Source organism: Brevibacillus halotolerans (assembly GCF_026891775.1).
GTDB lineage: Bacteria > Bacillota > Bacilli > Brevibacillales > Brevibacillaceae > Brevibacillus_B > Brevibacillus_B halotolerans.
On sequence record NZ_JAPTNK010000015.1, the window covers coordinates 1 to 15,895 of the forward strand.

The following is a 15,895-nucleotide window of genomic DNA, read 5'->3' on the forward strand; positions in this document are numbered from 1 at the left end:
GAATCTTTGTAGCCAGCGGCGAAATACGGGTTACCGTAGCTGCTACTTTTTCTTTGCCCATAGAAGTGCCGCTTACAAGTGCTTTTTGTCCCAATTGAAGCTCTTTTACATCTGATTCGTTAATATCAGCAACCACTTGTAATTTTGTCAAATCACCCATCGTAATGATTTCTGTACCCTTCGTCACGGCTTGACCATTCTTAGCATCCACCTTTAAAACAGTACCGGAGAAAGGAGCCACCACGGTGGATTGAGAGCTTTGCTTCGCTAGCTCCGCTTTTTTTACCTGTAGCTGGTTAATCTGTGCTTGAACGGAAGCAATATCTGTGCTTTTTGGACCTTTTTTATTGAGGGCTAATTCGCTCTGGGACATTTTAAGAGATGATTGCGCTTGGGATAATGAGTCCTTAGCCTTGTCCAAATCAGTGGCAGGAGAAGCACCAGCCTCTACCAATTGTTTGGTACGGTTGTATTCCTTCTCGGCAGAGTCAACCTTTTCTTTCTCTTGACGAACACGCTCTTCCTGTTGGGCAATCGTTTCAGGTTCTTTGCCTGATTTAACACGATTTAGTTCAGCATGCTGCGAAGCGATTTGCGCATCAATGGATGCCATTTCGCTTGATAGATCGGTAACATCTATACGAGCAATGACTTGATTTGCTGTAACCTTGTCCCCTTCTTGTACGTTAAATTGCAGCAAGGTCCCATTATTTGGGGAGAAAAGCGTAACCTCTTGCTTTGCTTTAACCATTCCTGATGCCATTACTTTGTTTTCAATGCTTCCTTTTACAACAGGAATGACGGAAACAGGAAGGCCTGTTGCGTCGACAGCGGTCAATTTCAAATAACCATAGGCGCCGGCGACTAGTACTCCAGCTGCAATAACACCCCACCAACGTTTCTTCATAATAGCCTCCTTACAAATATCTTTATAAAGGATTTACGTATAAATCTTGCAATAGTTCTATAGATTTTACTCATTTTTTCAAAAATCATCACCTCTCTACATCATTCATTTTTACATCATTTACTTGAACAACTTGTATTCTAGGCTAAAGGGAAAATGTTTACTATTTAATTAGGTGACACTAATATTACAAATTTGTAAGTTGAGGATTGTTTTGCGCTTCTATCTTGTTTTTACATACATCTCATTTGTGCCTGTGTAGTTGAAAATGGACTGGTTTTTGAACATTCGAAATTATAGGTCGTTAGGATGGGAGCGATTCGAGAAAATGCTAAAACGAAACAGCTGTCAGAAGGCCTGCTCTTTCGCTCATGTTATTTAGTAATAACGTTCTGCTGTCAACATCTGTATCAAAGGAACATAAAAAAGCGTAATTTGACATTATTATATTAAGGCTTATCCGTTTTACATAACGTTGTAATATTGACCATCCCATGCAACGTTTTAGAGCTAGTTTTCCCAAGATGAATTGTTTCGCTATGCGTAAGTTAAGCGAAAAGTGGAGCAGTTGCCGCGGCACGCTACTCCACTTACGTTCCGCTTTTGATAAGAAACTTGCTTAGAACTTGGAGTCTAGCTCCCCCTATCAGTAAACCAGTCAGCAAGCGTGCTATCTGTCCTTTCGCTGCTTCAAACAAGTAGCAGCATCTTGCATAGCCTTGTCCGATAAAGATACAGTCTGCCTTAATTACTGATCGTTTCGGCGACCAGCGAGGCGTATGCTTTTGCTCCTTCAGGTTGTAAATGAATTCCATCTTTAGTTAGCCAGCCCGATTGGTTCGCACTATAGGAATACCAATCGATTATCTTAACATTGGAACGCTCCTCACCTGCCCTGCTCAGCTCTTGGTTCACCTTATCCTGCCAATTCCGCGGAACTCGTGTATTAATAAGAATAATCTGTCGTTCTGCACCAAGGGAATCGAGTAGGTTAGTTAGCGTATCCGATGTAAAGGGACCATTCGTACCAAGCTCGACGATGACACACTTCCCAAGCCGGTTTTCAGATTCAAGCTGTTGTACAATAGCTAGTGCATCTTTCATTTGCCGGCTGACCTTCGCATCGATGATAATACCTGGTACAAGCTTCTCTATTTCTGGAGCAACACCGAGCAAGACCGAATCCCCAATAGCAGTTACCCCATCGGATAGTAAAGACGGTGTCTGGACATCCTGCGACTGTATCAGCAATTCATGTAGCTCTGGTTCTTCCTTCGGTTCCTCCTTAAGCTTGTCGGTAGTTTCGCCTTGGATCATTTCTTGTTTCACTTCTTTGGATGAAGCTCCCGTAGTCTCGCTCTCACGCTGGGCACAAGAGACGCATAAGAGAACAATCATGCCAATTGACAGTAATACAGATAATCTTCGACGTCGAATGAAGGCGGTCTGGTTTACCCTTTTCCGTAGTTCGATCTTACTTCGTTTCCAGCCTTCGATTAAAGTAGATGACTCTACAAAAGGTGACTCTACGAATTTATAAGACAGCGCTGCTAGCCATATCATCACCACGAGTAAAACAAGCTGAAGGAAAAAGCCGGCTTTCATATTAGGATTTGCAGGAGCTGTTAAAACGATAATCGGATAATGCAATAGGTAAATGCCATATGATCGCTGACCGACCCACCTAAGAGGTTTCCATGCAAGCAGTTTGCTCACAGTAGTGAACGGGCTTACAGCAGCGGCAATGACCAATGCCGCCGCGACTGAAAGGACAACCATGCCTCCCCTATACAGCCACTCGTCATATTCTCCGGTAAAGACAATCATGTAAGCGACAATAGCTCCACCGATAGCACCTACAACATCGAGGACAACGGTACCCTTACGTGACAAGGGTGTGGCAAGAATACGACTTGGCCATGCAAGCGCGAGTGCAGCTCCGATCAAAAATCCGAATGCTCGTGTATCCGTACCATAATACACCCTGCTCGGGTCCGTATTAGGATCGTATAGCAGTACCATCGTACCAAAAGATACTGCTGCACCGATCAACAAATACAGCGCAAGTTTTCCACACGTAGGGTTTGTGAATCTTATGATGCCAAACAGTAACAATGGTAGCAATAGATAGAATTGCTCCTCGACTGCCAGTGACCAGAGATGACCGAAAGGAGAAGCTGGACCAAAGCTCTCGAAGTATGACACATCGTGATAAATAAAGTACCAGTTACTCATGTACATGATCGCAGCCCAAATATCTCCCCGAATCGAGACGAATCGACTGCTATCCGATATAAACAGAATGACGGAAACAACAAGTAGCATAAGTAGCAGAGCTGGAAGTAGTCTGCGTGCGCGACGGAACCAGAATCGTTTCAGATCGATCCGCCCTTTGCTCCGATACTCTTCCACCAATAAATCCATGATGAGGTAACCGGACAGAACGAAGAACACATTAACTCCCAGTAGTCCTCCTGAGGCTCCTCTCCACCCAAAATGATATGCCACAACGACAAGGACAGCTAGTGCCCGTATCCCGTCCAATCCCGGCATATATCGTCGTTTGCCATCCTCTATATTTACATGCGATTTATTTAATCGATACGTTGCTTCCACTGAAACTTGACCTCCCTCTAATTATTTGTAACACACCATAACTTGGAGTATGCATTCAGTGTAGTACGGGATTATATGATAAGTGAGATGGACTTGTAATCAAGTTGTAAAATGTTGAGATGTAAGGTCGATACGCACAAAAAAAGACCAGCCACAACTAGCGGCCAGTCTTAGGATTATCGATAAGAGGTCGATCCTGAATAATAATTGAGTATTGCCATGATATCTTTGGTAAAGCCAATCACTTTCATTGTTCTTTGATTGATCATCACGTTATATTTCCACGTTTTGTTCGTCTTGCTCTTATAATAAACTTCCGTCTTGGTGCCAAACCGCACAGCATCCTGGTCCAATGTCAGATCGGACGCCAGCTCAGAATCTCCTTTTTCTTGGATAAACTGATCAGCAAGTTCAAACAGATTACGACCGGGAGATGTGTCACCAAAGAAGTTCGCTCCGTTTCCTTTCAAGATTTTAAGAACATCTCCGTCTCTGGCATTCAAGATGATATCGTAAATATCATTGGGACCGTTTGAAACCGTTAGCGTCATATAGTACAGGCCACTGGGAATTTTGTTTAGCTCCTTTTCGACATGTTCACTTACTTCCTGATTTAGTCCCTTGAATACTTTTTCGACTAGATCCTTCAGCTTGTTGTGGTCAATCACCGATAGCTCAAATTGGACATCGTCTACAGTAAGCTTCTCATTAAAATATTTGTTGACGGCATTTACGCTGAGCATCCTCACGGCATCTTGCGAAAGCGTACCTTCATATTTCACCTCGTTGCTCTTGTGCTCGCTATTTATTTTTTTAACCATGACAGTGTCCTTCTCGATAGCATTGTAAAATCCAGTGCAACCTGTCGTCATTAATAAAAACGCCATGCTTACAATAGAAAACAGATATTTTTTCATTGTTGCACCCCAGTCTTTTGACCCGTTCCATTAAAAATAACCTGAATTGTCGTACCTTGATTAACCTCGCTAATCACTTTGATACTGGCTTTATGAATGTCTGCAATACTGTGACATATGGAGAGACCTAAGCCCGCTCCATTATTGCTTCTCGTTCTTGCTATATCCGTCATGAAAAACGGTTCAAATATTTTATCCTGATGCTCTTTGGCAATCCCTATGCCCTGATCAATTATTTCGAGGATGTAATGGTTATCACTCCAGTAGGTACGAAGTGTAATGCTCTGCTGTTTGGCGGAAGCTTTAAGCGCATTATCTACAAGATTGAAAATTAAGCTTTTCATTACATCCTTATCCATAAGCAGAGACCCTTCTTCGCAATCAATAACGATGCTAATCTGCTTTTCTCTCGCTTTCATTTTCAGCACAGGTTCCATTTCGGCAATTGTGGCCTTAAGATCATGTTCCTCCATTTGAAAATGGTGCTCCTCTAGGAAAACCAAATCCATCAGCTTTAACGAAAAGGATTCTAGCCGCTTTCCTTCTGAATAAATGACATCCAGAGCATCTAAAAATATATCTTCTTTGTATTTAGTTGTTCTCAGAAAATTGGCGAATCCGATAATCGAGGTCAATGGTGTTTTTAATTCGTGAGTAAAGTTATTGATAAACCTTTGCTTCTGTTGGTTGTGTAGCTCCAAGTCATTGATTTTATCCTCGACCACCGAAGCCATTTCGTTAAAATTTTTGGCCAGCACGCCGATTTCATCCTTTGTTGTTATCTGAACTCGTTCTGAAAAATCCCCCTGTGCAATAACCCGAGCCGTTCGATTTAGACGATCGATCGGCTTCGTCAGGCCTTTGCTCACAACATACATAATAAGCATATAAAGAATGCAGGCGGCCACATCCACTTTGACGAAAAAGCTGTATTGATCTACGCGCTCCTGATACACCGGCGTAAGATCCTTCATGTAAGTGAATACGTAACTTTTATGATTAATGTACGTTATATTCGTTGCAAACAATATCGTACGTTCATCAATATCTCGTAAAATATATCTGATTTCATCCGTACCTAGCTTGTCCAGCTCCTTACGCTCAAATGGCATCTTGAAATCGGTATTGCTGAAAATCGCCTGATTGCTATCATTTAGAATCTGCAAATAGGTTCGTTGCTCGCTGTTCTTCTCGACAAATTCGTTGGCAATATTCGTTAATACTGTTTTTTCGTAATCGACGGAATCATAGATACGAAGAATTGGAAGGATCGCATTTACGCTAGAATGAATGCTGATGTACTGGCTTAATGCGCTATTGATTTCCTGTTCTAGCATTTTCATGTGATTCCGCTCGATGACCATTATCGAAAAAATATGAAAGATGAGAACGAATGCAAGAATGGAAAACAAGTATATTTTCTGCCAAAACTTCATCCATCAATCCTCCAGCCGGTACCCAATTTTATAAATCGTCTTGATTTGGTCATGTAGCTGGAGTTTTTTGCGTAGCGATTTGATGTGCATATCGACCGTTCTTGTTTCACCATAGAAATCGCAGCCCCATACTTTGTCAAGGAACTGCTCTCTGGATAGTGCTATGTTCTTGTTTTTCAGCAATACGACCAGCAAATCGTATTCCTTTGGAGTCAGCTCTACCGGTTGGCCCTGGATAGTCGCCTCTCGTTTGTCCAGAGCCACTTCAATGTTTTGAAACTTGATGATAGAGTCTTCTTTGCCATATCTACGTAGCACTGTTTCGATTCGAGCCAAGAGTTCAATTGCTTCGAAGGGCTTAACAATGTAATCATCCGCCCCTAGTTTAAGTCCGTTGACTTTATCATACACAGAGTTTTTCGCGCTCAGGAAAATCACTGGTATGTGGTAGGATTTCATTTTTTCCATCAGCGAAAAGCCGTCCAGCTTCGGAATCATAACGTCCAACAGGATAAGATCAAACTTCTCTCGCTTCACCGCCTCCAGTGCCGAAAGACCGTCATGTACCTCGGTCGTTAAAAAGTTCACGAGCGTAAGATTCATTTTAATAATTTTGGCTATATGAATATCGTCCTCGACAATCAGTATCTTCTTTTGCATCTTCGTAATCACCTAACATTTCATGAATGGTTTATATGTTTTGTTACTGATATTACATGATAAAAGAATATTTTTATAGAGATAATATATATCTTTGTGAAACATGCAACAAGTCAAATAGGAATTGGATTGTTTCTTGAACGACTCATTCCCCCTATCAACAGCTGCAAAAGAGTTAATCTATCACTGCTCATGTAATTTATATAAATTCGACAATTTACAACTTCATTACAAGTCCATCTTATTTATCATATATTCGCAGACTACACTGATTGCATCCCCAGACGCAAATAACAATGTGAACATTAACGAAAAATGGATGAGATTATTGGAGGAGCAACATGTCATGGATTTTGGAAAAAAAGCAAAAGAATCATAAAAAGAAAACATGGAGGTTCGTGCTGATCAGCTTCAGAGTTTTGCTTTTGAGCATCATCATTTTTTTCGGCTATCAGCTCATTGGCACCTACTATGTACTTGACAGTCTGGACAAACCAAAGGATACCATTCTAATCGACGAGCAGGAGAATGACGCGCTGAAGCCTGTCATATGGGAAGGCACCGAGCGCGTCAGCATTCTGCTTATGGGCGGCGACAATCGGGGGGTGAAGAAGAACGATCAAGCGCGTTCCGATTCCATGCTGGTAGTAACGATTGACCCCACCACGAAAAAAGCACATCTTATGTCTGTTCTTCGGGATACTTATGTCGAAATCGAAGGTCATGGCAAAGGAAGAATCAACACCGCACTCGCACTAGGGGGACCTAACCTTGCCATGAAAACGATAGGCGACTTGCTCGGTCTTGATATTCAATATTATGTATATACCGATTTCGAAGGATTCAAATCACTCATCGATGGAATTGGCGGCATTGATTTTTATGTCGAGAAAAACATGGACTACACCGACAAAACCGACGGTAACCAATACGACATCCATCTGCGAAAAGGGCAACAAATGCTGGATGGAGATAAAGCGCTGCAATACGTGCGTTTCCGCCATGACGCAATGAGCGATTTCACCCGGACCGAGCGACAACGTAACCTGTTGCTTGCCATCGCTGAAAAGCTGAAATCCGACTGGAACCTTTTGCGGATGAAGCAAATTTTGGAAAGTGTAGCACCTTACATCCAGACAAATCTGAATATCCCCGATATGCTGAAGCTGGCAAAGCTCGGTGTGGAAAGCCACATAGCCGGCTTAGCACAAGTACCGCCGATGGAATTAATTGATGGCACATCAGTGAAAGGGGCCTCTGTCCTGAGTGTGCGAGATAATAAGAAGCTTCGTGAATTCGTGCAGGAATTAGTGGTTCAGGATAGGTAAAATAAAAAAATGACTTGAGTCCTGCTTAAGGAAACTCGGGTCATTTTTCTTTTGCGTTGTATGTCGTGCTGGCTTGAGGAACCATTTGTATAGCCATGCTGAATAGACCAGATTTCGTGAGATGCAGGATATTAGGAAAATACAGCCAGATTTGATGTTTGCTTTTTCTCTTGAATATTCTGTATGCTTTAGATCTAAAAAGTTGTCAATAAACAGAGATTTACACTAAAGGAGACAGACACAACATGAAGATGATAGGGAAAAAAGGGATGTTTTGCGGCGTATTAGCTACAGCACTGCTCGTATCAGGCATGACTTACGCTGCTCCAGCCATCAAAGTGATGGTCGATGGGAAAGAAGTGAAAACGGACGCGCAAGCTCAAATCATTAATGGTCGGGTACTCGTACCTGCACGGGGTTTGGCAGAATCTCTCGGAGGAGAGGTGCAATGGGATCAAAAAAACAAGATCGTGAACGTAAAAAGCAAATCCTCTAGCCAAAATGGAGCAATAACTGGCAAGGATGCATATGTGATTGAGGATCAAAAGGCTCTGATCAGTCTCCCTTCTGAACGGAAGGATAAGATCAAAGTAGAAAAAAAAGCAAATGAAGTTATTTTTCAATATGTACCGAAAAATAAGGCAGTAAAACCTGAATTTTTCTTCAGAGTGCTCATCATTACTAAAACCGTATGGGATAAAGATGAGTATGCAGATACAGGACTCTTTACGATGTTAGGAATGCAGGATGGAAAGGTATATGCATTGCAAACACCGAGTGAAGCACCTTATTTGGAGAAACCAGAAAGCCCGGAATTTAAAGAAAGCGTGGACATGCTAAATCAGCTTAAGCAATCCATTCAGTTTATGTTCATAAAGTAAGTAAGTAAATAATAAAGAAAAAATCCTTGAAGCTTCTCTTCAAGGATTTTTTGTCAGGATATAATAGAGATAGAACTAATATCTTTCCAAAATCAAAGCGGTTTTCAATGAGTCTTTTGGCAAAAACCATCCCTTTTCTTCTAGGTAAGCCTTTAGCCTCTTTTGTTCCTCTGAAGCTTCTCTGCTGTTGGTAGTTTTAAAGGAAGCTTCTACAATATAATCCAAATTGCCTCCAGAAGCAGATTTAATCGGCCAAATTTCCACATCAATCTTCAGCCCATTCCATGTTCCTGTGTATCGTTCTGCCAGAACAGGACCGTATATTCTTGCTTGTCCTACTTTTTCACTCCCCCATCCAGGGTACAGCCATTTATCCAGCTTTCCAGGTATATTGGCGGTTAGTAGTTTAATGGAGTCTGAGAGAGACGGCAATTGTGTTCCTTGAAAACCTGATTGTTTTATTTTTTTCTTTCTGGAAATACTTAATGTTTTTTGCTTGTAGCCCCATTCCACCTGCGCTTCATAATTCGTGTCTGTAGCATCAAAGCCTTCCTTATTAGCCTTTGTTAAGGCAGCATCAATGTTATTGTTTTCAATAGGATATCTTTTTTTATAGGTGATTTCCATATGCTCTTTACTGTCCGACTTGCGGATGCGACTAATCCAGCCTGCATGATTCAAATCCTGGTCTTCTGTATCCAGAAACTGTACATTCATTTTTATGGCGGAGTCAGGCAGATTGAACGCTTTAAGCACATCAGGCAACAGCTTATGCTCAGAAGATAGCACCTTATTCGAATCCAGTAATAGCTTCACTTCATAATCCGGCTCTAAATTACCAGCCGCTTGTGCGGATTCGGAAAGACCAAAAAGAGAGGAACAAAGACCTAGACAGACAGCAAATGCCATAGTTGCATGCTTGAGCGCAGGGATCGTTTTCACGTAAACAGCTCCTTTGTATTACAAGTACAAAAATTAGTTATCTTTCTTATACATCTGTTTATACAAGCTGCACATTTTTAGTCGTTAACAAGCTGTCTTTTTTTCACTCCGGTTACAAGATGATTTCTAACAGGATAATTATACCATAATTGTAAATACAAAGAATATAAAATCATCCACAAATTTACACCATTAGAATTCCTATGGCATTTCGTACCTCCTGAAGAACCTTTTGTGCAGACAGCCGAGCTTTCTCGGCACCCTGTTGCAGGGTATCGATTATTTGTTCTTCTGTAAGTTGCTGTTTGCGGGTACGGAATGGCTCCACAATTTGTTCGATTTTTTCAGCTAGTCGCTGTTTACAAGCTACACACCCGATTGATGCCATGGAGCATTGCTCTCTAAGCTGCTGTTGACCCAGCTCATTCGTAAAATATGTGTGCAGATGATAAACATTACAGCCTTGTACACTCGGATGACCTGGTTGTTGCAGATAGATACGAGTTGGATCAGAGTATGCCTTTTTTACTTTCTGAGCGATCTGGCTTTGCTCATCCTGTAAACTAATATACGTATCTACTCCGTCTGATTTACTCATTTTACCCTGACCATGTAGTGCAGGAATACGAACAGCATTCTCTGCCAACGGTTGCGGGTATGCAAAAACCTCACCATACCTATTATTGAAACGCCTAGCAATTTGCCGTGCCATCTCCAAATGCACTAATTGATCTTCACCAACAGGAACTACTTCACCTTTATGCAGCAGGATATCTGCTGTCATCAGCACAGGGTATCCCACTAAACCATAATTCACATTATCAGGATGCTTCTTCGCCTTTTCTTTAAAGGTTGGACATCTCATCAGCTCACCTAAAGGCATGACCATTCCTAGATATAAGGATAATTCCGCAACCTCGGCTGACAGAGAAGATTGTGTATAAAACGTACAATGCTCAGGATTCAGTCCTGCAGCCAAATAACTGGCGGCCGCTTCTAGAGCATTTTTAGACATATGCTCGCGGCTAGGATGTGTGGTCAATGTATGCAAATCTGCTATAAAAAAATTAGCATCGTATGTGTTTACAAGCTTCTCAATGCCTTTCATTGCTCCATAATAGTTACCCAAATGTAATTCACCAGTAGAACGGATACCTGATACCAGTTTTTGATTTTTCATAGATAATCAGCCTCTTTCGTTTTGAGAGCGGAGATCGTGGGGTATGAAAGGCATTGATCTCCCTCTGTTTATTTATCTCATTCAGTTGATAAAGCCACCACCAACCATCTTCCATTCTCATCACGCTCCTTGTCCTGATTACCTCTATTTTGTTTACAAGAAATACAAAAAGGGCTTCCCATCCTTATCTTTATAAAATAAGGACGAGAAACCCGTGGTGCCACCTTTATTCGCTGTCTACACAGCGCGCTCAATTGTATCGGAGCAAGTGCTAGCTCTGCATGCCTTTGCTCGAATACTTGTCTCTTCTATCGGTGAGACGCTCCGCCAGAGCCTACCTGTGTGTTACCATGTTCTGGTTCACACTATCGGTCTGGACGCTCAAAAGTCCATTCTGCAAGCTTCCCGCACTGATTTTCACCAACCATCAGCTCTCTTAAGCATTCTTGCCTGCATACTCCTCTTCATCATTGCGCTTGTTATCATTATGATCATGTATAGATTCCTGTAAACTTATCAATCAGTATACGTAACCTCACACTAGCTGTCAATCTCTACACGTGCCACCCCGTTTAAATTATGGACCATCTCATAAATGTCAGTAATGTAAATATGATCGTACACGACTAGACGTAAATCCATCTGTACCCTTTGCTTATCAACATCCTTTAACCAGACATTCTTAATCTTCATATCTTCTTCTTTGAATTTCTGGATGATCCCTGTCATATGGGAATGCTCATCTAAGAACAGGCGAATTTTTAATTCTTTTCCTTGTAATTTTCGAACCCCAATCATATTTACTAAATAAGGAAGCAACTGTACAGAGAACAAAATCATCGCAGCTCCTAACGCTGCCTCATAATAAAAGCCCGAGCCAACCGCAATTCCAATCCCTGCACTAGACCAAATAATTGCAGCTGTGGTTAGACCAGAAATAACATCATTATTTCGGCGCAAAATGACCCCTGCACCCAAAAAGCCGATTCCACTAACGATCTGTGCAGCCAAACGCATGGGATCTGTTCGATTGTTCATAGACGTTTCCGCATAAAATTGGGCAGATTCAATCGAAACAATCGTCAGTAAGCAGCTACTAACCGATATGATTACGCTAGTTTTTAATCCTAGTGGCTTCTGTTTTAATTCACGCTCAATTCCAATTACGATTCCAAGGAAAGCAGAAAGCATCAACTTTGCTAAAATAATTAATTCCATGTTATTCCACCTCTAACCTGGTTTGTCTGACGACTTTTATTACCTGTAGCTTATTATAAATCCTGATGAGCTATTCTTAAACCAACTGATAAGTAGAGGATGATTGACGGAGCACAACCTTGTTAGCAAATCGGCTCTGCAAGTGTTGGCATTGGGAAATATCCATTTTCTATTGCATACCTCACCATCGCCTGGAAATATGCTTTCGTCGGTGTTGGGCATGTAATCTGGAGCTTTTGTAATAGGGCTGTTGTTTTAGGGCATGCAAATCGAACATTCGAATCACGTGCGCCATCTCCCTCCAGTTGCGTAATAGCTAGCTCCATCCCTTCCCGATTTTTTTTCGTTCCATCAAATAGCCATTGCTCATATTCTTGTTGGGAAACCAGACTCAGCTGATAGCCAAAAGACTGAAAATGCTCCAATAGCTCCACATACGGAATCTGTTCTGGATTAACAATATGGAAAACGGCTCCGACTGCTTCCTCTTGTAATGCAAGGTTAGCAATCGCCTTTCCTGCAAAATCAATAGGGGTGAAGTCTACTAGCCAATCAACATGTGGGGCAACTCCCAGCAAAAACATCGCCCGACACATCCGATACATCGCATTTGTTTCCATGTTTCGTTGAAATGCACCAGATAACGAATGGCTACTCAAATTACCAGCACGATAGATTGTCACTGGTATACCTTCCTGTTCAAAAGCTCTCATCACCAGCTTCTCTGACTCCCATTTGCTATTGATATAATGATTGTCTAGCACAATGGAATAGTCCACTTGGTCTGCATTGCGCAATGCGTGCCATTTCCCTGCATAAGACAGTTCTTCAGGAATACCGATCGTGGAAACATAGTGAAAATGAATACCCTGTTTTTCCCTGGCCAGATCAAGTAACGTCTCCGTGCTTTGTACATTTACTCGATAGAAATGCTGAGAGTCACCAAAGTGAGCTACATCCGCTCCGCAGTGCATGATGGCATCAATATTTTGAACAAGCTCATGCCAATCCTCTTTGCCTAATCCCAAGCGCACTTCCTGCAAATCACCTATCATCACCCTCACACGTGAATGAAGCTGTCTACTCAGCTTATCTCCAAAGTAAAAGGAATAATTTTGATATAAACGTTCTGTAGCACTCTGAACATCTTCCCCACGTACCAAGCAATAAATTGTGCCCGATGCTGTTTGCAGCAATTCATTTAACAAATGAGAACCAAGATAGCCTGTCGCCCCCGTTAGTAAAAATGTATGCTGACCGCGTCTTAGAACCTTTTTGGTCGTTTGTAAACGCTCTGGATATTCAGCAAGGACTTCTTCTGTTTGTAAATTACTCTCAAGCAGCCCAGAATCAGTGCGTTCTGTGTTCTGCTCTTCTTGACTCAGCTCTTCAATTCGATGCGCTAATGCTTGGACAGTTGGATGTGTGAAGAAGTCATTAATTTTTAGCAGTGGATATTTTGGCTTTATTTCAACTAATATCTCTATAATTTTAAGAGAATGTCCTCCTATTTCAAAAAAATTATCATTTGCACCTACACGCTCTACTCCTAATCCTATTTCCCATACTCGGGCAATTTCCTGCTCAACCTCCGTTTTGGGCGCGATATACGTTTGTGTTCTTATCACCGGTTTTAGCTCAATAGTAGCTAGCTTTTTTCGATCAATTTTACCGGTTGGTGCAATAGGCATAGACGATAGATAACCAAATTGCACTGGAATCATGTAAGGAGGCAGCTTCTGCGAGCAAAAAGCTTGTAAAAGCGCCGGATCAATCTCCTGCTGTGTATTTGTTGTGTAAAAAGCGACCAATGTATTCTGATTATCATGGTCCTTTTTCACAATAACTGTTACGCTTTGTATCTCAGGATACGTAGCTAATCGCTCCTCAATCTCTCCTATTTCAATTCGATGCCCACGAATTTTGACCTGAAAATCTTTACGTTCTAAATACTCTACCTCTCCATCTTCTAGCAAGCGTCCCAGGTCACCTGTTTTATAAAAGATTTTTCCTGATCCTGGTGTGAAGGGGTCTGAAATAAAGGCTTCCTTCGTTTTCTCAGGCATGTGCAGATAGCCGTGCGAAATTCCTACGCTGCTAATCAGAATTTCTCCTGGAACACCAATCGGGCACAGTTGATACGATTCGTTAACCAGATATATTTCATAGTTTGCAAGAGGCTTTCCAATCGGGATGCTGGTCGTATCAGCTTTCACTGGTTTAGTCACAGCATGATACGTAGATGTCACAGTGCATTCAGTCGGCCCGTACAAATTGTAAATGATCGTATCACTCGAAAATTTAGCCTGAAAGGAACGAACAACCTCGCCCGCTAGAAGCTCTCCGCCTACTCCTATGCTTTTTACTGTAGCGAAGCAGTCTGCTTCTGTGCTTGGCAACGTTTTAACTAATTGGTTAAAGAAGGCAGCAGGAATGCCGGGAATGCACGTAACTCCTACACGCTTGACTGCTCTTGCAAACGAAATCGAATCCATTCTTTCTTCTTTCGTTAAAAAATGTAAGGTAACGCCGTTTAATAAGCCTCCAAATAACTCATGAACGGATGCATCAAAGCTAAACGTGATGAATTGTGTGAAGATATCCTGCTCTGTTACGTTCATCATTTTTCTAACAGCAAGCCCGTAATTCACTACCCCCTGATGGTGCAAAATAACTCCCTTGGGCGTTCCTGTGGACCCCGAGGTAAAAATGACATAGGCTGGATGCAACGGCGTAATAGCCGGTTTTATCGCTGTATCAGAATATATTTCAATGTCTTCCATCCATAAGACCTGTGCTTTCGGAATAGCTTGTACCACTAAATCTCGATAGGCAAGACTAGAAAGAACTACATGAGAATTCGTTTCCTGAATAATATGGGCATTACGTTCTTGCGGATGATGCGGGTCTAATGGAACATAAGCTGCGCCCGCTTTTAATATCCCAAGTACGGCTATGGTGGCTTCGATACTTCGCTCCATAAATAAAGAAACATATTGCCCTGGCTTAATCCCATGCTGTTGTAGCATTGTAGCTACCCGATTAGATGCCGTATCTACTTGTTTATACGTATACCTAGTCTCATCAGTCTGTAAGGCAAGCCTCTCACCATGCGCTTCTACTACCTCTTGAAAGACATCCAGAATCGTCTTTTCTGCTGGAAATGCTTCTGTCGTCTGATTCATGGATTGATACAGTTTCTGTTCCATTTCAGATAGCATGGGATAAGCAGTAAAGCTTGTCTGCGGATGCAGCACAGCTTGTTCTGCTAAACATTCCATTTGTTCCATAAATCGATCAATTGTCTGTTGACGGAAGCTGTTGGAATCATAATACATTTCCCAGCTAGCTTTTGCTTTGTTTACGATGATCCCAGCATGTAGGGGAGCAGCTGTATGTGCTTCAATCTGCATGAGTGAGTCTTGTTGCAGACAAAACGTGCTTGGGAATTGATCGAACGAATAAGAAGCATCAGCATCTTCTGTTCCATGCTTCCAAGCTTGTTCAACCTGATCTAGTACATCATTATAGTTCATTCCTTGTTGAACATTTATAGCTACTGGTACCCATTTCTCCTGACTAAGAGTACCCAACGTAATCTGCTGGGTTCCGCTGACTCTGTGCAGCCACATGATGTACAAAGCCAATAGATGAATTTCCTGTCCCTTTTCCCATAACTTTGTCATATATGGAGTCAAATCATACGAGCTTCTTGTAGTCACCGTATCTGTGAACTGACCGAAGCGATTATTGTCTAGTGGGAACGTTATAGGTTCGTATCTTGGTGTATTGTGCATGATAAACTCCTGC

At 41.8% G+C, this 15,895-nt stretch carries 11 protein-coding genes and 1 other annotated feature; of the genes, 2 read left to right on the forward strand and 9 right to left on the reverse strand.

Translation table 11 applies throughout. The annotated features are described in order from the left end of the window. The 5 genes from O0550_RS17415 to O0550_RS17435 all read right to left on the reverse strand — a co-directional run. A partial coding sequence (locus O0550_RS17415; protein ID WP_258426935.1) for an HlyD family secretion protein occupies positions 1-907 on the reverse strand: 907 nt, incomplete at its 3' end. A 744-nt stretch (positions 908-1,651) separates the two neighbouring features. Further along, positions 1,652-3,523: an acyltransferase family protein gene (locus O0550_RS17420; RefSeq protein ID WP_258426936.1), complete on the reverse strand. Its 1,872-nt coding sequence runs from the start codon at positions 3,521-3,523 to the stop codon at positions 1,652-1,654. A gap of 176 nt (positions 3,524-3,699) precedes the next feature. Then, entirely contained in the window at positions 3,700-4,440 is a 741-nt protein-coding gene (locus O0550_RS17425; protein WP_258426937.1) for a P-loop NTPase family protein, read from the reverse strand. Next, on the reverse strand, positions 4,437-5,876 hold the full coding sequence (locus tag O0550_RS17430) for a sensor histidine kinase (protein ID WP_258426938.1): 1,440 nt from the start codon (positions 5,874-5,876) through the stop codon (positions 4,437-4,439). Before O0550_RS17430 ends, O0550_RS17425 begins: the two co-directional genes overlap by 4 nt. Before the next feature lie 3 nt (positions 5,877-5,879). Next, positions 5,880-6,536 carry a response regulator transcription factor gene (locus tag O0550_RS17435; RefSeq protein ID WP_003337857.1) on the reverse strand — a complete coding sequence of 219 codons (657 nt, stop codon included), beginning with the start codon at positions 6,534-6,536 and terminating at the stop codon, positions 5,880-5,882. A 341-nt stretch (positions 6,537-6,877) separates the two neighbouring features. Between O0550_RS17435 and O0550_RS17440 the strand changes: the two genes are divergently transcribed. Further along, complete coding sequence (locus tag O0550_RS17440; RefSeq protein WP_258426939.1) at positions 6,878-7,864, forward strand: LCP family protein; 987 nt, start codon at positions 6,878-6,880, stop codon at positions 7,862-7,864. Between the two features lie 245 nt (positions 7,865-8,109). Beyond that, a complete protein-coding gene (locus tag O0550_RS17445; protein WP_258426940.1) occupies positions 8,110-8,745 on the forward strand; it encodes a copper amine oxidase N-terminal domain-containing protein in 636 nt (211 codons plus the stop codon). A 75-nt stretch (positions 8,746-8,820) separates the two neighbouring features. Here the strand turns inward: O0550_RS17445 and O0550_RS17450 are convergent, their stop codons facing one another. The 4 genes from O0550_RS17450 to O0550_RS17465 all read right to left on the reverse strand — a co-directional run bounded on the left by O0550_RS17450 (position 8,821) and on the right by O0550_RS17465 (position 15,882). Continuing rightward, a complete protein-coding gene (locus O0550_RS17450; protein WP_258426941.1) occupies positions 8,821-9,687 on the reverse strand; it encodes a hypothetical protein in 867 nt (288 codons plus the stop codon). A gap of 184 nt (positions 9,688-9,871) precedes the next feature. After that, positions 9,872-10,867, reverse strand: a complete 996-nt coding sequence (gene trpS / locus O0550_RS17455) for a tryptophan--tRNA ligase (RefSeq protein WP_258426942.1) — start codon at positions 10,865-10,867, stop codon at positions 9,872-9,874. A 196-nt stretch (positions 10,868-11,063) separates the two neighbouring features. Further along, positions 11,064-11,347: a binding site (T-box leader), on the reverse strand. Positions 11,348-11,407: 60 nt separating this feature from the next. Continuing rightward, positions 11,408-12,085, reverse strand: a complete 678-nt coding sequence (locus O0550_RS17460; protein WP_003343884.1) for an MgtC/SapB family protein — start codon at positions 12,083-12,085, stop codon at positions 11,408-11,410. A 122-nt stretch (positions 12,086-12,207) separates the two neighbouring features. After that, positions 12,208-15,882, reverse strand: coding sequence for a non-ribosomal peptide synthetase family protein (locus tag O0550_RS17465; RefSeq protein ID WP_258426943.1), 3,675 nt, complete (start codon positions 15,880-15,882; stop codon positions 12,208-12,210). Positions 15,883-15,895 lie beyond the last annotated feature (13 nt).

Coding starts and splice junctions, on each gene's coding strand:
- trpS (WP_258426942.1), bottom strand. CDS start 10,867: ATGAAAAATCAAAAACTGGTATCAGGTATCCGTTCTACTGGTGAATTA.
- O0550_RS17430 (WP_258426938.1), bottom strand. CDS start 5,876: ATGAAGTTTTGGCAGAAAATATACTTGTTTTCCATTCTTGCATTCGTT.
- O0550_RS17440 (WP_258426939.1), top strand. CDS start 6,878: ATGTCATGGATTTTGGAAAAAAAGCAAAAGAATCATAAAAAGAAAACA.
- O0550_RS17465 (WP_258426943.1), bottom strand. CDS start 15,882: ATGCACAATACACCAAGATACGAACCTATAACGTTCCCACTAGACAAT.
- O0550_RS17460 (WP_003343884.1), bottom strand. CDS start 12,085: ATGGAATTAATTATTTTAGCAAAGTTGATGCTTTCTGCTTTCCTTGGA.
- O0550_RS17445 (WP_258426940.1), top strand. CDS start 8,110: ATGAAGATGATAGGGAAAAAAGGGATGTTTTGCGGCGTATTAGCTACA.
- O0550_RS17425 (WP_258426937.1), bottom strand. CDS start 4,440: ATGAAAAAATATCTGTTTTCTATTGTAAGCATGGCGTTTTTATTAATG.
- O0550_RS17435 (WP_003337857.1), bottom strand. CDS start 6,536: ATGCAAAAGAAGATACTGATTGTCGAGGACGATATTCATATAGCCAAA.